We start from the raw sequence: 21,141 nt of genomic DNA on the forward strand, positions 1-21,141 counted from the left end.
CGCCCCCTTTCGTTTATTTAATGACACCAGCAGTTGGCGCTTTCACTGTCGAAAAACTCGACAAGCAAACCTTCACCAAACACCGCTTTTAATTTCCCTTCAATTGCATCACAGCCAGAGGTATCAGTGCCATACACTGAAACCGCAATCCTTGATGGCTGACTTTTTTTCAGGGCATCGAGTATATGGGTATCATTTTCCCCCATACTCCATCCATAGATCACGATACTTTCCTTTTTCTCTGGCAGTACTTCACGGTAAACAGTATCAAGATAACGACTACGAGCAATCGCATTTAGTTTTTGCTTACTTGTCCCTTCAGAAACAAAAACTGGTGTAACTGCTGCAGAACTCCATTGCTGAGAAATTTGCTGAAGATAAGTTCCGTCACCATGAGGATTAGTATGTAATTTGGACTCTTGACCACTGAAGTCTTGGGCCAAAATCAAGGAACCATGTGGGTAGAAGACTAAGCCTGTCGTCTTGTAACCTCTTTCACGATCCTTCCAATGTAAGTCTCTAAATTCACTCCAATCTAACTGTTCATTAAACAAACGGTTGATGAAGCAATCCTTTAATTTTCCGGAAGTTGTATCCTCAAGCAAAGATGCCCAGTACACAATAAGATCGTAATTCAGGGATAAAACTGTCTTGAATTTGCCTATAAAAGAACGAATTTTAACTAGCACATCCGATATCTCCTGATGCTCAGGATGATTTTGGCTCACACATTGAATCAACAGACTTCTAAGTAACTTATATCCCTCTGTCGTTGCATTTTCAGGCACACCGAGCTGTTGATTTACTTGAGTTGCAATCCACAGACGATGTAGAATCAACTCAAAATCTTGCGTATCAAATAGTTCGAACAAGGCTGTCAGCTGCCCGTCTGAACTGAGCTCGGTCAACTTCTGACATAAGCTACGATAGGCAAAATCGCTATTAACAGCGATACTTGCACCATTCCCCAAAAGTAAAGTATCATCATAGTTGGCCTCAATCTCGACCCATTGTTTAATTGTTTCCATGTTTCAACCCTCATTTTAGATTTGTGGGTATTCCGCCAAGAACTCGCCCACTCATGTTTAAATTGGTAATTTTTAAAAATTACCTCGCTTGAATCTGAGGTCATTAAACAACGTGGATGTGTTGCCGTCAATTCTTTTTTGTGTAATTTTCAAAAATTACATAAAAAGACATCATCGAAGACACCAGATAAATTATTAAAACATTTACTTTTCAATAGGTTATGCCTATTGAAAAGTTTATCTTGCTGCTTGCTTTGCAAAATCAAATGGACTAACCCCCTTCTCTCGATTCGCATCTAGGTAATCAGCCCACCACTGCACCATCAGCCTGCGCTCCCCCAGATGCTCGGCTTTATGAATATAAGCCGCACGCACAGAGTTACGCTCCTGATGACTCATCTGTCGCTCTACCGCATCCCTCGACCACAACCCCGACTCAACTAAGGTACTGCAAGCCATGGCTCTAAAACCGTGCCCACATACTTCAACTTTCGTATCGTAGCCCATTACTCGAAGTGCTTTATTCACTGTGTTCTCACTCATCGGCTTGCGCGAGTCGTGATCACCAACGAAGATAAATTCACGGTTTCCACTCAAGCTTTTGATCTTTTCCAGAATAGCGAGTGCTTGATGAGATAAAGGAACAAGATGAGGAGTCCGCATCTTTGATCCTCGGTGTGAATGCTTAACACCTTCAAGTGGTACACGTTCCCCTGGAATCGTCCACATCGCAGTTTCAAAATCAACTTCCGACCAACGAGCAAATCGTAGTTCACTAGACCGAATAAAGACCAACAACGTCAACTCCACAGCTAAACGTGTTAGTGGTCTGCCTGTGTAAGAATCAATTCGATGAAGTAGTTCTGGAAAACGATCAAAATCCAGCGAAGCACGATGCTGTCGTTTAGCGGTGGCAATCGCTCCAGCAAGCTCTTGCGCGGGGTTGTAGTCGATTAAACCGCTTTGCACAGCAAATCGCATAATTGATGTCGTTCGTTGTTGAAGGCGCGCAGCAACCTCAAGACGTCCAGACATCTCCACGGCTTTAAGTGGTTTAAGTAAGTCTTGAGTTTTTAAATCTGCGATATTTCGCTTACCAATCGCATCGAACAAATTATCTTCCAGACTTTTAAGAACCCGAGCACTGTGTGACTCAGACCACTTTTGATTGCTGGCGTGCCAATCTCTGGCAACAGACTCGAAAGTAATAACCTCTTTTGCCTGTTCTTCTTTTACTGCACGCTTATGCTCACGGGGATCAACACCGGCAGCAACAAGCTTCCTGGCCTCCTCCCTCTTTTGACGAGCATCAGCCAAGGGCGTTTCAGGGTAAACACCAAAAGCCATCAGGTGTTGTTTACCCCCAAAGCGGAAACGAAAGCGCCAGTATTTGGAGCCGTTAGGGTGAACCAGCAAAAACATTCCGTCGCCATCTACTAGCGAGTATTCCTTTGCTTTAGGTTTTGCCGAACGAACCTTGGTATCAGTCAGGGCCATGATGGTATTCCTTCCATATGCTGCCGTGAGTATATAAGCATTATCGAACCAGCATATATACTCGGTTCTATACTCACAAGCGACTTGATGTGGGTTGACTCAGATTGACTTCTGTTGAAAGGAAAATCGCGGAAAGCCTTGTGTGACGCGGATTTCAGGCACAAAAAAAGACGTCCGTTGACGTCTATTGATGTTCCGATGGTGCCGAAGGCCGGACTCGAACCGGCACGTATTTCTACGGTTGATTTTGAATCAACTGCGTCTACCGATTTCGCCACTCCGGCACGGAAGGGATGCGGAAAACGTTGTGGATTATACCTGTCATGCGCCACCATGCAAGCACCAGCGTGTGCCTGACTCGCTAAGTGTTGAAAATTTCAGCATTCCCTTTCTCACCTGTAACCATCGTCACAGTTTGCCCCCTTATTAATCCCCCCTTCTGCGAAGCGTCCCGTTTCCCCATGCTCTACACTTCCAGTTCAACACCACACTGAGGGAAACACGATGTCGATGATAAAAAGCTACGCCGCAAAAGCGGCGGGCAGCGAACTCGAACTCTATGAATATGATGCGGGCGAGCTTAAGCCGGAAGATGTCGAAGTCCAGGTCGATTACTGCGGTATCTGCCATTCCGATTTGTCGATGATCGACAACGAATGGGGGTTCTCTCAGTATCCACTTGTTGCCGGGCATGAGGTGATTGGTCGCGTGGCGGCGCTCGGCAGCGCAGCGCAAGATAAAGGTCTGAAGGTTGGTCAGCGCGTCGGCATTGGCTGGACGGCGCGCAGCTGCGGGCATTGCGACGCCTGTATCAGCGGCAATCAGATTAACTGCCTGGAAGGTTCCGTTCCCACTATTCTCAATCGCGGTGGCTTTGCCGAGAAGCTGCGGGCCGACTGGCAGTGGGTGATCCCGCTGCCGGAAAGCATCGATCTGGCGGCGGCGGGTCCCTTGCTGTGCGGTGGTATCACGGTGTTCAAACCGCTGCTGATGCACCATATCACCGCCACCAGCCGCGTTGGGGTGATCGGCATCGGCGGCCTGGGGCATATCGCCATTAAGCTGTTACACGCGATGGGGTGCGAAGTGACCGCGTTCAGCTCCAATCCGACGAAAGAGCAGGAAGTGCTGGCGATGGGGGCGGATAAGGTGGTTAACAGCCGCGATCCGGATGCGCTAAAAGCGCTGGCGGGCCAGTTCGATCTCATTATTAACACGGTTAACGTCGATCTCGACTGGCAGCCTTATTTTGAAGCGCTGGCCTACGGCGGTAACTTCCATACCGTCGGCGCGGTGCTGAAGCCGCTGCCGGTGCCAGCGTTCACCTTAATTGCCGGCGATCGCAGCATCTCCGGTTCGGCAACCGGTACGCCGTTCGAACTGCGCAAGCTGATGAAGTTTGCCGGACGCAGCAAGGTGTCGCCCACCACCGAACTGTACCCGATGTCGCGAATTAACGACGCTATCCAGCACGTGCGTGACGGCAAAGCCCGCTACCGCGTGGTGCTGAAAGCCGACTTCTGATGCAAGGCTCAGTCCCGCAAGGGGCTGGGCTTATTGCCCGTTACGAAACGCGAGCACCGCCTGGCGGCACTGTTCCGTCACATGCTCAATGTCATGGTTCACGTCGATGCGGGCAATATCACGTTCGTCCTCCTGCGGGCACTCCAGCGCGTCGAACTGGCTTTTGAGTAATCCCACCGGCATAAAATGCCCTGCCCGGCGCTGCATGCGCGCCAGAATGGTCTCGTAATCGCCGTCCAGCCACAAAAAATGCACATTCGGACTGCCCTGCCGCAATATATCGCGATACTGTTTTTTTAATGACGAGCAGACAATAAACCCGGTCTCATTCTTTTTATATAAACTGTATGAAGCGTCATTTAATCGCGCTAACCACGGTAGTCGGTCTTCATCGGTTAATGGAATACCTTCAGACATTTTATCAATATTTTTGGCCGGATGGAGATCGTCACCATCAATGAATTTAGCCGATAATACTGCAGCAATTTTGCTGCCAATTAAAGATTTACCGCTACCCGAAACGCCCATCAAAATATAACTTTCCCCGGCCATTGAAAAAACTCCAGATTCATATTCCATGGCGCGATACTACGCCTTCCACATTGCAGAATTCACCTTTTTTCGGCGTGGCTGAGCAGATTTACAAGGCGCATCACGTTATGCGTAACATTGTAGTGTAACAATTTTCCAGCGTGATCTTTATCACAAATAATAACAATCAAAACCGTTTAAATGCTGCCGAGGTTACTACCTGACCAGTGAGGCATTTATGCAAGTCAAAACCCAATCCTGCGTTGTCGCGGGTAAGAAAACTGTTGCCATTACCGACCAAAATATTGAATGGAATAATAAAGGAACGCTGGTACAAATTACCCGCGGCGGAATTTGTGGTTCCGACTTACATTATTATCAGGAAGGAAAAGTCGGTAATTTTACCGTTAAAGAACCGATGATTTTAGGCCATGAAGTTATTGGTAAAGTGGTGCACAGCGACTCAAAAGAATTACATGAAGGTCAGTCGGTGGCTATTAATCCGTCGAAGCCCTGTGGCCACTGTAAATACTGTCTGCAGCACGAAGAAAACCAGTGCACGGAAATGCGCTTTTTTGGCAGCGCCATGTATTTTCCCCACGTTGACGGCGGCTTTACCCGATTTAAAACCGTCGATACCGCGCAGTGCATCCCCTACCCCCAGCACGCCGATGAAAAAGTCATGGCCTTTGCCGAACCGCTGGCAGTCGCAATCCACGCCGCGCATGAAGCAGGAGACCTGCAGGGCAAACGCGTGTTTATCTCCGGCGTGGGGCCTATCGGCTGCCTGATCGTCAGCGCGGTGAAAACGCTCGGCGCAGCAGAAATTGTCTGTGCTGATATCAGCCCGCGCTCGCTGTCGCTGGCCCAGCAGATGGGTGCTGACACGCTGATTAACCCGCAGCAGGACTCGCTCGATGAGTGGAAAAAAGAGAAAGGCTACTTCGACGTTAGCTTCGAAGTCTCTGGTCATCCGTCCTCAATCACCACCTGCCTGGAAGTCACCCGCGCGAAAGGCGTGATGGTGCAGGTCGGCATGGGCGGCGCGGTGCCGGACTTCCCGATGATGATGCTGATCGGCAAAGAGATCGCGCTCAAAGGCTCGTTCCGCTTTACCACCGAGTTCAACACCGCGGTGTCGTGGCTGGCGAATAACGTTATCGATCCACTGCCGTTACTCAGCGCTGAATATCCGTTTACCGAGCTTGAACAGGCGCTGATCTTTGCCGGGGATAAAACCCAGGCGGCGAAAGTCCAGCTCGTTTTTGCTGAAACAAAATAAGGAAGAACATAATGAACGATCTTTTTTCACTGGATGGCAAAAATATTCTGATCACCGGTTCGGCCCAGGGTATTGGTTATTTACTGGCGACCGGGCTGGGTAAATATGGCGCGCAGATTATCGTCAATGATATTACGCCGGAGCGCGCGGAGGCCGCCGTCGCCAAACTGCAACAGGAAGGGATCCGCGCCGTTGCCGCGCCCTTCAATGTTACGCAGAAACAGGACATTGATGCCGCCATCGATCATATCGAAAAAGATATTGGCCCAATCGATGTGCTGGTGAATAACGCCGGTATTCAGCGCCGCCATCCGTTTACCGAGTTCCCGGAGCAGGACTGGAACGATGTGATTGCCGTTAACCAGACGGCGGTGTTCCTGGTCTCGCAGGCAGTAACGCGTCGCATGGTGGAACGTCAGGCCGGGAAGGTCATCAACATCTGCTCCATGCAAAGCGAGCTGGGCCGCGACACCATCACGCCGTACGCCGCCTCGAAAGGCGCGGTGAAAATGCTCACCCGTGGCATGTGCGTTGAGCTGGCGCGCCACAATATCCAGGTCAACGGTATCGCACCGGGCTACTTCAAAACCGAGATGACCAAAGCGCTGGTCGAGGATGAAGCCTTCACCGCCTGGCTGTGCAAACGTACGCCAGCCGCGCGCTGGGGCGATCCGCAGGAGCTGATTGGCGCAGCGGTCTTCCTCTCTTCCAAAGCATCCGATTTTGTTAACGGGCACCTGTTGTTTGTCGATGGCGGCATGCTGGTCGCCGTCTGATACAACACAACGCAACATCACGCAGCGCCCAGGCGCTGCATTTTTGGCCCCCCCTAAATAATTCGAGTTGCAGGACGGCGGCAAGTGAATGAACCCGATGAGCTTACTTGAGTAAGTGATTCGGGTGAATGAGCGCAGCCAACACACCTGCAACTTGAAGTATGACGGGGATATAAGAGAAACGATTATGCCATTAATAATAATTGCGGCAGGCGTCGCGCTGCTCCTGGTCCTGATGATTGGTTTTAAAGTTAACGGCTTTATTGCTCTGGTCCTGGTGGCGGCGGTCGTCGGTTTTGCCGAAGGGATGGATGCCCAGGCCGTTTTGCACTCAATACAAAATGGGATCGGCGGGACGCTAGGCGGTCTGGCGATGATCCTTGGCTTCGGTGCAATGCTCGGTAAGCTGATTTCCGATACCGGCGCGGCTCAGCGCATCGCTACCACGCTGATTGGCACGTTTGGTACGAAACGCGTGCAGTGGGCGCTGGTGATCACCGGTCTGGTGGTAGGTCTGGCGATGTTTTTCGAAGTCGGCTTTGTTCTGCTGCTGCCGCTGGTGTTTACGGTGGTGGCCTCTTCCGGCCTGCCGCTGCTGTATGTTGGCGTCCCGATGGTAGCTGCGCTGTCCGTGACCCACTGTTTTCTGCCTCCGCATCCGGGGCCGACCGCGATTGCCACCATTTTCGAGGCTAATCTCGGCACTACCCTGCTGTACGGCTTTATTATTACTATCCCGACGGTGATTGTTGCCGGGCCGCTGTTTTCTAAGCTACTGACCCGCTTTGAGAAAGCGCCGCCGGAAGGGTTATTCAACCCGCATCTGTTCACCGAAGAAGAGATGCCGTCATTCTGGAATAGTATCTTTGCCGCAGTAATCCCGGTCATACTGATGGCGGTCGCCGCAGTGTGCGAAATCACGCTGCCGAAAACCAACAGCGTACGGGTGTTCTTTGAGTTTATCGGTAACCCTGCCGTCGCGTTATTTATCGCTATCGTGCTCGCCATTTTTACCCTTGGTCGACGTAACGGACGTACGATCGAGCAAATTATGGATATCATTGGCGACTCTATCGGTGCGATTGCGATGATTGTGTTTATCATCGCCGGGGGCGGCGCGTTTAAGCAGGTTCTGGTCGACAGCGGCGTCGGGCAATATATCTCGCACCTGATGACCGGCACGTCGCTTTCTCCGTTGCTGATGTGCTGGACGGTCGCCGCCTTGCTGCGTATCGCGCTCGGTTCAGCCACCGTGGCGGCGATCACCACCGCAGGCGTGGTGCTGCCGATTATCAACGTCACTCATGCCGACCCGGCGCTGATGGTGCTGGCTACCGGCGCGGGCAGCGTGATTGCCTCCCACGTTAACGATCCGGGATTCTGGCTGTTTAAAGGCTATTTTAATCTCAGCGTCGGGGAAACGTTGCGTACCTGGACGGTAATGGAGACGCTGATTTCCATTATGGGGCTGCTGGGGGTTCTGGCGCTGAACGCCATTCTGCATTAAGACGGTCATCACCGGGGAGCACAGATCCGCGCTCCCCGGCACTGGAGAGAAAATGAGGAACCACAGAATTTCTTTGCAAGACATCGCCACGCTGGCGGGCGTGACCAAAATGACGGTGAGCCGCTACATTCGCTCGCCAAAAAAGGTCGCAAAGGAAACCGGCGAACGCATCGCGCAGATTATGGAGGAGATTAATTACATCCCCAACCGCGCGCCCGCGATGCTGCTGAATGCGCAAAGCTATACGCTTGGCGTGCTGATCCCCTCGTTTCAAAACCAGCTGTTCGCAGACATTCTGGCCGGCATTGAGTCGGTCACCTCGGACCATAACTATCAGACGCTGATCGCCAACTACAATTACGACCGGGAATCCGAGGAAGAGTCGGTGATCAATCTGCTGTCATACAATATCGACGGCATTATCCTGTCCGAGAAATATCACACCCTGCGCACGGTGAAGTTTCTGCGTTCAGCCAACATTCCGGTGGTAGAGCTGATGGATATTCAGGGCGATCGTCTGGACATGGAAGTGGGCTTCGATAACCGTCAGGCGGCATTTGATATGGTCAGCACCATGCTGGATAAACGCCAGCGGCGCAAAATCCTCTATCTCGGTTCGAAAGACGACGTCCGCGATGAACAGCGCTATCGCGGCTATTGCGATGCCATGACGCGCCGGGGTCTGGCGCCGCTGCGCGTCAATCCGCGTTCTATTTCGTCCATCCATCTCGGCACCCAGATGATGCGGGACGCGCTCGCCGCGCATCCGGATTTAGACGGCGTTTTTTGCACCAACGACGATATTGCAATGGGCGCGCTGCTGCTGTGCCGCGAGCGCGATCTGGCCGTTCCGGAACAGATCTCAATTGCCGGTTTTCACGGGCTGGAAATGGGCAGGCAGATGATCCCAAGCCTCGCCAGCGTGATCACCCCGCGTTTTGACATTGGCCGCATGGCAGCGCAGATGTTGCTGAGCAAAATCAAGAACAACGACCATAACCACAACACTGTGGATTTGGGGTACCAGATTTATCACGGCAATACGCTTTAAGTCATTTTCTCCGGCCATCGCATACTCTCTTTGATGGACATTGCCTATACTCCAGGCAAGATAAATGGAGGAAATCTCAATGAGCACACCCCTGCTAATTGCCCGCACGCCGGACACCGAACTGTTTTTACTGCCAGGCATGGCCAACCGTCACGGACTGATTACCGGCGCGACCGGGACCGGTAAAACCGTCACGCTACAGAAGCTGGCCGAATCGCTGTCTGAAATTGGCGTACCGGTATTTATGGCCGATGTGAAAGGCGACTTAACCGGCGTGGCCGAGGAAGGGCAGGCCTCTGAAAAGCTGCTCGCCCGCCTGAAAAATATCGGCATTACCGACTGGCAACCGCATGCTAATCCGGTCACGCTGTGGGATATCTTCGGCGAAAAAGGTCACCCCGTGCGGGCCACGGTATCTGACCTCGGCCCGCTGCTGCTGGCCCGTTTGCTGAACCTCAACGACGTACAGTCCGGCGTGCTGGATATTATCTTCCGCATTGCTGATGACCAGGGTCTGCTGCTGCTCGATTTCAAAGACCTGCGAGCCATTACCCAGTACATCGGCGATAACGCCAAATCCTTCCAGAATCAGTATGGCAATATCAGCAGCGCCTCGGTCGGGGCAATCCAGCGTGGACTGCTGTCGCTGGAGCAACAGGGGGCGGCGCACTTCTTTGGCGAACCGATGCTGGACATCAAAGACTGGATGCGAACTGACGCCAGCGGCAAAGGGATGATCAACATCCTCAGCGCAGAGAAGCTCTACCAGATGCCCAAACTGTACGCCGCCAGCCTGCTGTGGATGCTCTCCGAACTGTACGAACAGCTGCCGGAAGCAGGCGATCTGGAGAAGCCAAAACTGGTGTTCTTCTTCGATGAAGCTCACCTGCTGTTCAACGACGCCCCGCAGGTACTGCTGGATAAAATCGAACAGGTGATCCGCCTGATCCGCTCGAAAGGGGTCGGCGTGTGGTTCGTCTCGCAAAACCCGTCAGATATTCCAGACAACGTGCTCGGTCAGTTGGGGAACCGCGTGCAGCACGCCCTGCGCGCGTTCACACCGAAGGATCAGAAAGCGGTGAAAACCGCGGCACAAACCATGCGCGCCAACCCGGCATTTGATACCGAAAAAGCCATTCAGGAACTGGGAACCGGCGAGGCGCTGGTGTCGTTTCTGGACGCCAAAGGCAGCCCGTCGGTGGTTGAACGGGCGATGGTGATTGCGCCGTGCTCGCGGATGGGACCGGTGACGGATGACGAGCGCAACGGGCTGATTAATCACTCCTCGCTGTACGGTAAATATGAAGAACAGGTCGACCGTGAGTCTGCCTATGAGCGTTTACAGCAAGGCGTGCAGGCCAGTACCGAGCAGCAAAATACACCTCCCGCCAACGGTAAAGCGATCGATGTGGACGGCGGTATTCTCGGTGGATTGAAGGATATTCTGTTTGGCAGCACCGGACCACGCGGCGGCAAACGCGATGGCGTGGTACAAAGCGTGGCGAAAAGCGCGGCGCGACAGGTCACCAATCAGATAATCCGCGGCATGTTGGGAAGTTTGATGGGCGGGAGAAAACGCTAGCAGGAAGGCGTCCCTCCCGCACAGCGGGAGGGGCGAATATCAGGACTTACGCAGCATCAGCCACAGGCTTATCAGGAAGAAGCTGGCGCTTGGCAGCAACGCGCCGATAATCGGCGGAATGCCGTACACCAGCGTCAGCGGGCCAAAGATTTGGTCCAGCACATAGAACACAAAGCCGAAGCTAATCCCTGTCACCACGCGCACGCCCATCGGGACGCTACGCAGCGGACCAAAGATAAACGACAGCGCCATCAGCATCATTACCGCCACAGACAGCGGCTGGAAGACTTTGCTCCACATATTGAGCTGGTAGCGTCCGGCGTCCTGGCCGCTCGACTTCAGGTACTTCACGTAGTTATGCAGACCACTAATCGAGAGCGCATCAGGATCCAACGCCACGACGCCGAGCTTGTCGGGTGTAAGGTTGGTTTTCCAGGTACCGCTCACCGTCTGCGAGCCGGTGATTTGCTTCGGATCGGTCAGGTTGGATTCATCCACCTGCGACAAACGCCAGACCTTCTGCTCCGGGTCAAACGTCGCACTTGCGGCATAGCGGACGGACTGCAAACGGCGCTTGTCGTTAAAGGAGTAGATGCTAATTCCGCCTAACTCGGCGTCACCTTTCACCCGCTCGATGTAGACAAAGCTGTCGCCATCTTTCGCCCACAAACCTTGCTGGGTAGAGAGCAGCGAGCCGCCGTACATCTGCTGCGCACGGTAGTTACGCGCCATTTGTTCGCCCTGCGGCGCCACCCATTCGCCGATGGCCATCGTCAGCAGCACCAGCGGAATCGCGGTTTTCATCACCGACAACGCCACCTGCATACGGGTAAAGCCAGAAGCCTGCATGACCACCAGTTCACTGCGCTGCGCCAGCATGCCCAGCCCGAGCAAAGCACCCAGCAGCGCCGCCATCGGGAAGAAGATCTGGATATCTTTCGGCGCGCTGAGCAGGGTATACAGCCCGGCGCCCATCGCATCGTAGCTCCCCTGCCCGGCTTTTTTCAGCTGGTCGACAAACTTGATGATCCCGGAGAGCGACACCAGCATGAACAACGTCATCATGATGGTGGTGAAAATGGTTTTACCGATATAGCGGTCAAGTACACCAAAAGGCTGCATTATACCGCTCCTTTACGCATAAAACGGGCACGTAAGCGGCGCATCGGCACCGTATCCCAGAGGTTAAGCACAATCGCCAGCGCCAGATACGCCAGGTTAACCGTCCACATCCAGAACACCGGATCCAGCTTACCTTTGCCGCCGTTCGACTTCAGCGATGTCTGAACCAGGAAGAACAGCAAATAAAGCAGCATTCCAGGCAGCATGGACAGTACGCGACCCTGACGCGGGTTAACCACGCTCAGCGGTACAACCATCAGCGCCATCATAAATACGGTGAATACTAACGTGATACGCCAGGTCAGCTCCGCACGGGCGCGATCGGTGTCGGTCGTCCATAGCGTACGCATGGTCATCTGGTCGGTATCGTTTGGATCCAGCGCCACGGCCTGATGACCGATAATCGCCTGATAATTCTGGAAGTCGGTAATGCGGAAATCGCGCAGCAGCGCGGTCCCTTCAAAACGCGTCCCCTGGTTCAGCGTCACGACCTGAGAGCCATCGCGCAATTGGGTAAGATGACCGGAGTCCGCTACCACTACCGAAGGACGGGCGTTACCTTTCGGGCGGATTTGCGCGAGGAACACATCGTTGAAGTTACTGCCGTCAACGCTTTCGATAAACAGCACCGAGCCGCCGTTAGTGGCCTGCTGGAATTGCCCCTGAGCAAGCGCCGCCATACCGGGATTCGCTTTCGCCTCCGCCAGGACTTCGTCCTGATGTCTGGAGGACCACGGTCCGGCCCACATCACGTTGACCGCCGCAATAATACTGGTAAACAGCGCCAGCACCATCGCCGCTTTCACTAAGACAGCCTTGCTCAGCCCGCAGGCGTGCATGACCGTAATTTCACTTTCGGTATACAGTTTGCCCAGCGTCATCAGCAGCCCGAGGAACAGGCTTAATGGCAAGATAAGTTGCGCCATTTCTGGCACGCCCAGCCCCAGCAGCGAGAGCACCAGATTCGCCGGGATATCACCGTCAACCGCCGCACCAAGGATCCTGACTAACTTTTGACAAAAGAAGATCAAAAGCAGGATGAATAGGATCGCAAGTTGGCTTTTGAGCGTTTCCCGAACCAGATATCTTATGATTATCACTTTAAATACGCCCGTAAAAACCCGTCTTTTGCCGGAATTTAGCTTGTTTCATGGCTTAAACGTCATTTATTCTCTTGAGTCGTCGAAATCGTCGCTAAGATCATTATACTCAACGGATCCACCTCTCAGAAATTGTTCTGACGTGCCAATGCCGTAATAACGTTAAGATTAACACGAAGTCACCGCAACAGCGGGTATGAGTTACGAAAGCTTGCAATTCTATCCGTAGCCACCGCCGTTGTCTTTAAGATTCAGGAGCGTAGTGCATGGAGTTCAGTGTAAAAAGCGGTAGCCCGGAGAAACAGCGGAGTGCGTGCATCGTCGTGGGTGTCTTTGAACCACGCCGTCTCTCTCCGATTGCAGAGCAGCTCGACAAGATCAGCGACGGGTACATCAGCGCACTGCTGCGTCGTGGCGAACTGGAAGGCAAACCAGGTCAAACCCTGTTGCTGCACCATGTTCCTAACGTTCTGTCTGAGCGAATTCTCCTCATTGGTTGTGGCAAAGAGCGCGAGCTTGATGAGCGCCAGTACAAGCAGGTCATTCAGAAAACCATCAATACGCTGAATGATACTGGCTCAATGGAAGCCGTCTGCTTCCTGACTGAGCTGCACGTCAAAGGGCGCAATAACTACTGGAAAGTGCGTCAGGCCGTTGAGACAGCACAGGAAACGCTGTACAGCTTTGATCAACTGAAGACCAACAAAAGCGAGCCGCGTCGCCCGCTGCGTAAAATGGTCTTCAACGTACCGACCCGCCGGGAACTGACCAGCGGTGAACGTGCGATCCAGCACGGTCTGGCGATCGCCGCCGGCATTAAAGCAGCAAAAGATCTCGGCAACATGCCGCCGAACATCTGTAACGCCGCCTACCTCGCCTCTCAGGCGCGCCAGCTGGCAGACAGCTACAGCAAAAATGTTGTAACCCGCGTGATCGGCGAGCAGCAGATGAAAGAGCTGGGCATGCACTCTTATCTGGCCGTCGGTCACGGCTCGCAGAATGAGTCGCTGATGTCGGTCATCGAGTACAAAGGCAATCCATCCGAAGACGCGCGTCCGATCGTGCTGGTCGGTAAAGGGTTAACCTTTGACTCCGGCGGTATCTCCATCAAACCTGCCGAAGGCATGGATGAGATGAAATACGACATGTGCGGCGCGGCAGCGGTATATGGCGTGATGCGCATGGTGGCCGAGCTTCAGCTGCCAATCAATGTCGTCGGCGTGCTGGCAGGCTGCGAAAACATGCCGGGTGGCCGTGCGTATCGTCCAGGCGACGTGCTGACCACCATGTCTGGTCAGACCGTTGAAGTACTCAATACCGATGCCGAAGGCCGTCTGGTCCTGTGCGACGTATTAACCTACGTCGAGCGCTTTGAGCCAGAAGCGGTGATTGACGTCGCAACCCTGACCGGCGCGTGCGTGATTGCGCTGGGCCATCACATCACCGGCCTGATGTCGAACCACAACCCGCTGGCGCATGAGCTGATCGGTGCGTCCGAACAGGCTGGCGACCGCGCGTGGCGTTTGCCGCTGGGTGATGAATACCAGGAGCAGCTAGAGTCCAACTTTGCGGATATGGCGAACATCGGCGGACGTCCTGGCGGCGCCATTACCGCGGGCTGCTTCCTGTCACGCTTTACCCGTAAGTACAACTGGGCGCACCTCGATATCGCCGGTACCGCATGGCGTTCAGGGAAAGCCAAAGGCGCAACCGGTCGTCCGGTGGCGCTGCTGTCGCAGTTCCTGCTCAATCGTGCCGGTTTTAACGGCGAAGAGTAAGGCGGTAAGCACAAGCAATAAGACCCGTAGGCCGGATAAGCGCAACGCCATCCGGCCTACGGTTGTGCATCATGGCAACGCATTTAAATTCACCAGAAGAAGCCCCATATATGAGAAACGCAACTTTCTATCTTCTGGACAATGACACGCAACACGATGGCTTAAGCGCCGTCGAGCAGTTGGTGTGTGAAATTGCCGCAGAACGTTGGCGTGCTGGCAAGCGCGTGCTGATCGCCTGCGAAAACGAAAAGCAGGCTCTTCGACTGGATGAAGCCCTGTGGGCAAGACCGGCAGAAAGCTTTGTTCCGCATAATCTGGCAGGTGAAGGCCCCAGAGGCGGCGCACCGGTAGAGATTGCCTGGCCGGAGAAACGCAACAGCAGCCCGCGCGACCTGCTTATCAGTTTGCGCGTTGGCTTTGCAGATTTTGCCACCGCTTTCACAGAAGTGATAGACTTCGTCCCTTACGAAGATTCTTTGAAACAATCGGCACGCGATCGCTACAAAGCTTACCGCGTGGCTGGTTTTAACCTGAATACGGCAACCTGGAAATAATGGAAAAGACATACAACCCACAAGATATCGAACAGCCGCTTTACGAGCACTGGGAAAAGCAGGGCTATTTCAAACCTAACGGCGATGAAAGCAAAGAGTCCTTCTGCATCATGATCCCGCCGCCGAACGTCACCGGCAGTTTGCATATGGGTCATGCTTTCCAGCAAACCATCATGGATACCATGATCCGCTACCAGCGCATGCAGGGTAAAAACACCCTGTGGCAGGCCGGTACCGATCACGCGGGTATCGCAACCCAGATGGTGGTTGAGCGTAAGATTGCCGCTGAAGAAGGTAAAACCCGCCACGACTACGGTCGCGAAGCGTTTATCGACAAAATCTGGCAGTGGAAAGCGGAATCCGGCGGCACCATCACCCGCCAGATGCGCCGTCTCGGCAACTCCGTTGACTGGGAGCGCGAGCGCTTCACTATGGACGAAGGTCTTTCCAATGCCGTGAAAGAAGTCTTCGTTCGCCTGTACAAAGAAGACCTGATTTATCGTGGCAAGCGCCTGGTGAACTGGGACCCGAAACTGCGCACCGCGATTTCCGACCTGGAAGTGGAAAACCGCGAGTCGAAAGGCTCAATGTGGCACATCCGCTATCCGCTGGCCGACGGTGCGAAAACCGCTGATGGTAAAGATTACCTGGTCGTCGCCACCACCCGTCCGGAAACCGTACTGGGCGATACCGGCGTGGCCGTCAACCCAGAAGATCCGCGTTATAAAGATCTGATTGGCAAATTTGTTGTTCTGCCGCTGGTTAACCGCCGCATTCCCATCGTCGGCGATGAACACGCTGATATGGAAAAAGGCACCGGCTGCGTGAAGATCACCCCGGCGCACGACTTTAACGACTACGAAGTCGGAAAACGTCACGGCCTGCCGATGATCAATATTCTGACCTTTGACGGCGACATCCGTGAAACCGCGGAAGTGTACGACACCAAAGGCGAAGAGTCCGACGTTTATTCCAATGAAATCCCGGCCGAGTTCCAGAAGCTGGAACGCTTTGCCGCGCGTAAAGCGGTGGTTGCCGCCGTTGATGCGCTGGGCCTGCTGGAAGAAATTAAACCGCACGACCTGACCGTACCTTACGGCGACCGTGGCGGCGTGGTTATTGAACCGATGCTGACCGACCAGTGGTACGTCCGTGCCGACGTGCTGGCGAAACCGGCGGTTGAAGCGGTTGAAAACGGCGACATTCAGTTCGTACCGAAGCAGTACGAAAACATGTACTTCTCCTGGATGCGCGATATTCAGGACTGGTGTATTTCCCGTCAGCTGTGGTGGGGTCACCGTATCCCGGCATGGTATGACAACGACGGCAACGTCTACGTTGGCCGTACTGAAGACGAAGTGCGTCAGGAAAACAACCTCGGTGCCGACATTCAGCTTCGCCAGGACGAAGACGTACTCGATACCTGGTTCTCCTCCGCACTGTGGACCTTCTCTACCCTGGGCTGGCCGGAAAACACCGACGCGCTGCGTCAGTTCCACCCAACCAGCGTGATGGTTTCCGGTTTCGACATCATCTTCTTCTGGATTGCCCGCATGATCATGATGACCATGCACTTCATCAAAGATGAAAACGGCAAGCCGCAGGTGCCGTTTAAGACCGTCTACATGACCGGTCTGATCCGCGACGACGAAGGCCAGAAGATGTCCAAATCCAAGGGCAACGTCATTGACCCGCTGGATATGGTCGACGGTATCTCCCTGGCAGAACTGCTGGAGAAACGTACCGGCAACATGATGCAGCCGCAGCTGGCCGAGAAGATTGCCAAGCGTACCGAGAAGCAGTTCCCGGACGGCATCGAGCCGCACGGCACCGACGCACTGCGCTTCACCCTGGCGGCGCTGGCCTCTACCGGTCGCGACATCAACTGGGATATGAAGCGTCTGGAAGGTTACCGTAACTTCTGTAACAAGCTGTGGAACGCCAGCCGCTTCGTGCTGATGAACACCGAAGACCAGGATTGCGGCTTCAACGGCGGCGAAATGACCCTGTCGCTGGCGGATCGCTGGATCCTTGCTGAATTCAACCAGACCATCAAAGCGTACCGCGAAGCGCTGGACAACTTCCGCTTCGACATCGCCGCGGGCATTCTGTACGAATTTACCTGGAACCAGTTCTGCGACTGGTATCTGGAGCTGACCAAGCCGGTAATGAACGGCGGTTCCGAGTCTGAACTGCGCGGCACCCGCAATACGCTGGTCACCGTTCTGGAAGGTCTGCTGCGCCTGGCGCATCCGATCATCCCGTTCATCACCGAGACCATCTGGCAGCGCGTGAAGGTGATTTCCGGTATTACCGCCGACACCATCATGCTGCAGCCGTTCCCGGAATATAACGCCGCACAGGTTGATGAAGCCGCACTGGCTGATACCGAATGGCTGAAGCAGGCGATCGTTGCCGTACGTAACATCCGTGCGGAAATGAACATCGCCCCAGGTAAACCGCTCGAACTGCTGCTGCGCGGTTGCAGCGCTGATGCGATGCGCCGTGTGAACGATAACCGCAGCTTCCTGCTGAACCTGGCGCGTCTGGAAAGCATCACCGTGCTGCCAGCCGATGACAAAGGTCCGGTTTCCGTGACCAAAATCATCGACGGCGCCGAGCTGCTGATCCCGATGGCTGGCCTCATCAATAAAGAAGATGAGCTGGCGCGTCTGGCGAAAGAAGTGGCGAAAATCGAAGGTGAGATTGCCCGTATCGAAGGCAAACTTTCCAACGAAGGTTTCGTTGCTCGCGCACCGGAAGCAGTTATCGCCAAAGAGCGTGAGAAGCTGGACGGTTATGCGGAAGCGAAAGCGAAGCTGATTGAGCAGCAGGCGGTCATCGCCGCGCTGTAATTGCCGTTGACGTTATACACGTATTAAAGGCCGGAGCATGCTCCGGCCTTGTTGTATCAGATGAACGGGAAGTAGGTCATCACACCACGTGATACCCACATCGCCGGACCTGTTTCCAACGCCTCTGTATGGTCAGTCAGTTCCAGCGCATCCAAATCCCCTTGTACATGGGAGTTACTGGCCAGCCAACTGACCAGCCACATTTTCATCCACGGATAAGCTAGCCCAAACGTGATGCCTGAAATAAACAACACCAGTACAAAACGCCAGATCAGGCCATGTGCAGTGACGGAAGAATGAAAGCGGATTTTGCCCTCGGCCAGCGCCAGGTTATTCATGAACAGATTACGTAGCGTGGTGTATAAATAGCTTCCAACCACAATAATTCCGGCGAAATAGAGAAAATAGCTCGCCATTATTTTGCTCTGATTCTCCAGGATAAATTCGTCGTCGGCCACGCCTAACACAGCCAACATCACCATTTGCAGAAAAATAGGGGCAATTAGCCAGACAATCACAACAACAAATGGCAGCAGTACCAGCACGGCTTTAATACACCCCACTATGCTTGCTTTCATATTGACGTTAATAGTAAAGCGGTGAATACCAAAATTACCGCCATTACCCACTAACTGCATCCATTTTGCATAGGTAATACCGTAGGTGATACCCATGCCCACAATTCCCACCAACGCGATAAATGCTATTCTGATAAGCATTCCAGTACTGCCCTCAATCCAGTCGGTGGCAAGTATCAGAAGATAAATCACTCCCCAGTTCACCACAGCAAGCACCACTGGCACAACCAGTAAAAAAAGCCATGCATGTAATTGTGAGCAGTCAAAACCAAAACGCACACCGTTAAGCGACGTCATCATCGCCTGATACTGCAGGCTTTTTATGGTCATTAATGGAAAGACAGCTACCAGTAAACCAATCAAAGTAAAACCAACGAGAGGGCTGCCGTTAGCAATAGAACTCATGCTGGCACCATAAACCACCATAATCGACAAGAAGCTTACGAATATCGCGCCACCTGTCGCCTTATAGGTAAAGGGTTGGCCATTGAGAGTCATATTCTCGTAAATATAACGCCGACATTTCACTATCGCCCACGGCGTATAAATACCCAGAGTAATACAACACAGCAAAAAATTGACAAGGCATATAATAAAGTACTGCCATCCCTTACCGATAAAAATAAATGTGTGCCGTTGATTTCCCCGACCACCAACAAAATCATTCATGAACAATATCCCTAATATAAATTCCATTAAGATAAAAAATAAAAACCAGTGTTTATTTACTGGTTCGTTTACAATACTATTTTTAATTAGCCAATGTATTTTAATTTTTTCTGATTCAGGAACGTCTTGCACCCGACAGAAGAGAGTGGTATTAAATAAATATATAAGTGTATTTTTAGAATTGAGCCATATTATGAATGTTGTGCTACCCTCCACGCTTACGCTGCGCCGAATCACCGCAGCAGATAATGCCGCTATCGCTGCGGTGATCCGCAAAGTTTCCGCTGAATACGGGCTTACTGCCGATAAAGGCTATACCGTTGCCGACCCTAATCTGGATGAACTATTCCAGGTTTACAGCCAGCCGGGCGCGGCCTACTGGGTGGTTGAGCAAAACGGTGAAGTCGTGGGCGGCGGCGGCGTTGCGCCGTTAGGATGTAGCGAACCGGACATTTGCGAACTGCAAAAGATGTACTTCCTGTCGAGCGCACGCGGTCAGGGGCTGGCGAAAAAGCTGGCGCTGATGGCCCTCGAACATGCCCGTGAACAGGGTTTCAAACAGTGCTATCTGGAGACCACGGCGTTTCTGACCGAGGCAATCCGCCTGTATGAACATTTAGGGTTTGAGCATATCAGCGAAGCGCTGGGCTGCACCGGGCACGTAGATTGCGAAGTGCGGATGTTAAAACCCCTCTGACTTCAGCCGGAGGGGCAATGGTTGTGTTACTGCATTTCGGCGGAGAGCATCAGCCGAATGACGCCAGCCGCGCGAGCGGTTGGCAGCGTCAGCACCTGTGACCATAAATCCTGCACCATTTCACAAGCGACTTTCTCTTTGCCCACACCTTTACTCGGATCAGCCATAATCTGGATATCCGGTCCAAAGCGCTGTACCAATCCCGGGCCGATGGATTGCAGATCCTGAAGCGCCAGCTGTTTCTCTTGCGCCGTAACCGTATGTTTGTTCGGGCCATAAGCCGCGTGCATCATACTCATGTCGCTGGCCATACGACGATTCATCAGCTCCCGCGGAATAATACGCACCGGGTTAATCCCGCCTTTCACCGCCGGGAACAGAAAGCGAAAACACTCGTCATCGCCCACTTTTGCCACCGCAGCAATCTGCTCTAGGTTAATTTTCATATACTCAATCACGTTGGCATCGGGTGCCTGCTGCAAACGCGCCATCTGTACCTGCAGGATTTGCGGCTGAATAGCGTCGATAATCTGTTGTTCGCTTTTCCCAGCTTCTTTCAGTTGCGTTGCCTGGTTGAGGATGTTCTGCCATAACGCGGGTTCCTGCTCTTTAAGTACCTGATAAACAGGCATTGCCAGCATCGCATTTTCAAATTTCTGCGCGTCCGACAGCCCATAATCAGGGCTTTCGCGCGGGATCAGGTAGTGCACATCAAACAGATTCCACGCGACAATCGCCACCACAAAAACCACCGCGCCGGAGATCTTGCCCAGCCAGCCTTTTTTGCGAAACATGCCAACGACGATAGCAATCACCGCCCCGATATAACCCGCCAACAATACGTGTGCCCAGTTCATTAACCATCCTTATGCAAAACAGTCTCTGTTGCGGGGATATATTTCCCCTTCGTGTGTTTTGATTATTACGGCAGCAGCGAGCGATTTCCAGCCACCAGATTTTGCTAATGGAAACAGGAAAGGTAAAACCGCGCGACGATTAGCGCCGCGCGT

At 53.1% G+C, this 21,141-nt stretch carries 18 protein-coding genes and 1 tRNA gene; 10 read left to right on the top strand and 9 right to left on the bottom strand.

The annotated features are described in order from the left end of the window. Positions 1-17 precede the first annotated feature (17 nt). The 3 genes from GFC06_RS01600 to GFC06_RS01610 all read right to left on the bottom strand — a co-directional run bounded on the left by GFC06_RS01600 (position 18) and on the right by GFC06_RS01610 (position 2,809). Entirely contained in the window at positions 18-1,028 is a 1,011-nt protein-coding gene (locus tag GFC06_RS01600; protein WP_153689780.1) for a DUF4917 family protein, read from the bottom strand. A gap of 237 nt (positions 1,029-1,265) precedes the next feature. Continuing rightward, positions 1,266-2,525: a tyrosine-type recombinase/integrase gene (locus GFC06_RS01605; RefSeq protein WP_153689781.1), complete on the bottom strand. Its 1,260-nt coding sequence runs from the start codon at positions 2,523-2,525 to the stop codon at positions 1,266-1,268. Positions 2,526-2,724: 199 nt separating this feature from the next. Next, a tRNA-Leu gene (locus tag GFC06_RS01610) sits at positions 2,725-2,809 on the bottom strand. 220 nt (positions 2,810-3,029) lie between these two features. Between GFC06_RS01610 and ahr the strand changes: the two genes are divergently transcribed. Continuing rightward, positions 3,030-4,049, top strand: coding sequence for an NADPH-dependent aldehyde reductase Ahr (gene ahr, locus GFC06_RS01615; RefSeq protein ID WP_049283010.1), 1,020 nt, complete (start codon positions 3,030-3,032; stop codon positions 4,047-4,049). Positions 4,050-4,079: 30 nt separating this feature from the next. Here ahr and idnK read toward each other — a convergent pair whose 3' ends face one another. After that, positions 4,080-4,601 (bottom strand): gluconokinase, encoded by a 522-nt coding sequence (gene idnK / locus GFC06_RS01620; RefSeq protein ID WP_047358547.1) that lies wholly within the window; start codon positions 4,599-4,601, stop codon positions 4,080-4,082. A 217-nt stretch (positions 4,602-4,818) separates the two neighbouring features. Here idnK and idnD point away from each other — a divergent pair, with 217 nt between their 5' ends. From idnD to GFC06_RS01645, 5 genes are all read left to right on the top strand, one after another. Further along, a complete protein-coding gene (idnD, locus tag GFC06_RS01625; RefSeq protein ID WP_153689782.1) occupies positions 4,819-5,862 on the top strand; it encodes an L-idonate 5-dehydrogenase in 1,044 nt (347 codons plus the stop codon). 11 nt (positions 5,863-5,873) lie between these two features. Further along, positions 5,874-6,638, top strand: a complete 765-nt coding sequence (idnO, locus tag GFC06_RS01630; protein WP_016151510.1) for a gluconate 5-dehydrogenase — start codon at positions 5,874-5,876, stop codon at positions 6,636-6,638. Positions 6,639-6,825: 187 nt separating this feature from the next. Next, the gene (idnT, locus tag GFC06_RS01635) at positions 6,826-8,145 is read left to right on the top strand and encodes a gnt-II system L-idonate transporter (RefSeq protein ID WP_153689783.1); all 1,320 of its coding nucleotides are present in this window, start codon (positions 6,826-6,828) and stop codon (positions 8,143-8,145) included. 52 nt (positions 8,146-8,197) lie between these two features. Continuing rightward, positions 8,198-9,196, top strand: coding sequence for a DNA-binding transcriptional regulator IdnR (gene idnR / locus GFC06_RS01640; RefSeq protein ID WP_094761000.1), 999 nt, complete (start codon positions 8,198-8,200; stop codon positions 9,194-9,196). A 79-nt stretch (positions 9,197-9,275) separates the two neighbouring features. Then, the gene (locus tag GFC06_RS01645) at positions 9,276-10,778 is read left to right on the top strand and encodes a helicase HerA-like C-terminal domain-containing protein (protein WP_049283051.1); all 1,503 of its coding nucleotides are present in this window, start codon (positions 9,276-9,278) and stop codon (positions 10,776-10,778) included. Between the two features lie 39 nt (positions 10,779-10,817). Here the strand turns inward: GFC06_RS01645 and lptG are convergent, their stop codons facing one another. The 3 genes from lptG to GFC06_RS23300 form a co-directional block, all read right to left on the bottom strand. Beyond that, positions 10,818-11,900, bottom strand: a complete 1,083-nt coding sequence (lptG, locus tag GFC06_RS01650; protein ID WP_008786067.1) for an LPS export ABC transporter permease LptG — start codon at positions 11,898-11,900, stop codon at positions 10,818-10,820. Further along, the gene (lptF, locus tag GFC06_RS01655) at positions 11,900-13,000 is read right to left on the bottom strand and encodes an LPS export ABC transporter permease LptF (RefSeq protein ID WP_141875839.1); all 1,101 of its coding nucleotides are present in this window, start codon (positions 12,998-13,000) and stop codon (positions 11,900-11,902) included. The genes lptG and lptF overlap by 1 nt, the downstream gene beginning before the upstream one ends. A 62-nt stretch (positions 13,001-13,062) precedes the next feature. After that, positions 13,063-13,113, bottom strand: coding sequence for a hypothetical protein (locus GFC06_RS23300; RefSeq protein ID WP_212723231.1), 51 nt, complete (start codon positions 13,111-13,113; stop codon positions 13,063-13,065). A 153-nt stretch (positions 13,114-13,266) separates the two neighbouring features. On the opposite strand from GFC06_RS23300, the gene pepA reads away from it, so the two are divergent. The 3 genes from pepA (at position 13,267) to GFC06_RS01670 (ending at position 18,187) form a co-directional block, all read left to right on the top strand. Beyond that, positions 13,267-14,778, top strand: coding sequence for a leucyl aminopeptidase (gene pepA, locus GFC06_RS01660; RefSeq protein ID WP_003025870.1), 1,512 nt, complete (start codon positions 13,267-13,269; stop codon positions 14,776-14,778). Between the two features lie 110 nt (positions 14,779-14,888). Further along, positions 14,889-15,332, top strand: coding sequence for a DNA polymerase III subunit chi (holC, locus tag GFC06_RS01665; protein WP_016151505.1), 444 nt, complete (start codon positions 14,889-14,891; stop codon positions 15,330-15,332). Further along, complete coding sequence (locus GFC06_RS01670; RefSeq protein WP_075849118.1) at positions 15,332-18,187, top strand: valine--tRNA ligase; 2,856 nt, start codon at positions 15,332-15,334, stop codon at positions 18,185-18,187. Before holC ends, GFC06_RS01670 begins: the two co-directional genes overlap by 1 nt. Positions 18,188-18,243: 56 nt before the next feature. Here GFC06_RS01670 and GFC06_RS01675 read toward each other — a convergent pair whose 3' ends face one another. Continuing rightward, on the bottom strand, positions 18,244-19,434 hold the full coding sequence (locus GFC06_RS01675) for a YjgN family protein (RefSeq protein ID WP_153689784.1): 1,191 nt from the start codon (positions 19,432-19,434) through the stop codon (positions 18,244-18,246). 193 nt (positions 19,435-19,627) lie between these two features. On the opposite strand from GFC06_RS01675, the gene GFC06_RS01680 reads away from it, so the two are divergent. Then, positions 19,628-20,131 (top strand): GNAT family N-acetyltransferase, encoded by a 504-nt coding sequence (locus tag GFC06_RS01680; RefSeq protein WP_016155577.1) that lies wholly within the window; start codon positions 19,628-19,630, stop codon positions 20,129-20,131. 26 nt (positions 20,132-20,157) lie between these two features. Here the strand turns inward: GFC06_RS01680 and GFC06_RS01685 are convergent, their stop codons facing one another. Continuing rightward, complete coding sequence (locus GFC06_RS01685; protein ID WP_047358550.1) at positions 20,158-20,988, bottom strand: hypothetical protein; 831 nt, start codon at positions 20,986-20,988, stop codon at positions 20,158-20,160. Between the last annotated feature and the right edge of the window lie 153 nt (positions 20,989-21,141).

Origin of the sequence: Citrobacter braakii (genome assembly GCF_009648935.1) — a bacterium.
Classification (GTDB): Bacteria; Pseudomonadota; Gammaproteobacteria; order Enterobacterales; family Enterobacteriaceae; genus Citrobacter; species Citrobacter braakii.

Coding starts and splice junctions, on each gene's coding strand:
- GFC06_RS01600 (WP_153689780.1), bottom strand. CDS start 1,028: ATGGAAACAATTAAACAATGGGTCGAGATTGAGGCCAACTATGATGAT.
- GFC06_RS01605 (WP_153689781.1), bottom strand. CDS start 2,525: ATGGCCCTGACTGATACCAAGGTTCGTTCGGCAAAACCTAAAGCAAAG.
- ahr (WP_049283010.1), top strand. CDS start 3,030: ATGTCGATGATAAAAAGCTACGCCGCAAAAGCGGCGGGCAGCGAACTC.
- idnK (WP_047358547.1), bottom strand. CDS start 4,601: ATGGCCGGGGAAAGTTATATTTTGATGGGCGTTTCGGGTAGCGGTAAA.
- idnD (WP_153689782.1), top strand. CDS start 4,819: ATGCAAGTCAAAACCCAATCCTGCGTTGTCGCGGGTAAGAAAACTGTT.
- idnO (WP_016151510.1), top strand. CDS start 5,874: ATGAACGATCTTTTTTCACTGGATGGCAAAAATATTCTGATCACCGGT.
- idnT (WP_153689783.1), top strand. CDS start 6,826: ATGCCATTAATAATAATTGCGGCAGGCGTCGCGCTGCTCCTGGTCCTG.
- idnR (WP_094761000.1), top strand. CDS start 8,198: ATGAGGAACCACAGAATTTCTTTGCAAGACATCGCCACGCTGGCGGGC.
- GFC06_RS01645 (WP_049283051.1), top strand. CDS start 9,276: ATGAGCACACCCCTGCTAATTGCCCGCACGCCGGACACCGAACTGTTT.
- lptG (WP_008786067.1), bottom strand. CDS start 11,900: ATGCAGCCTTTTGGTGTACTTGACCGCTATATCGGTAAAACCATTTTC.
- pepA (WP_003025870.1), top strand. CDS start 13,267: ATGGAGTTCAGTGTAAAAAGCGGTAGCCCGGAGAAACAGCGGAGTGCG.
- holC (WP_016151505.1), top strand. CDS start 14,889: ATGAGAAACGCAACTTTCTATCTTCTGGACAATGACACGCAACACGAT.
- GFC06_RS01670 (WP_075849118.1), top strand. CDS start 15,332: ATGGAAAAGACATACAACCCACAAGATATCGAACAGCCGCTTTACGAG.
- GFC06_RS01675 (WP_153689784.1), bottom strand. CDS start 19,434: ATGAATGATTTTGTTGGTGGTCGGGGAAATCAACGGCACACATTTATT.
- GFC06_RS01680 (WP_016155577.1), top strand. CDS start 19,628: ATGAATGTTGTGCTACCCTCCACGCTTACGCTGCGCCGAATCACCGCA.
- GFC06_RS01685 (WP_047358550.1), bottom strand. CDS start 20,988: ATGAACTGGGCACACGTATTGTTGGCGGGTTATATCGGGGCGGTGATT.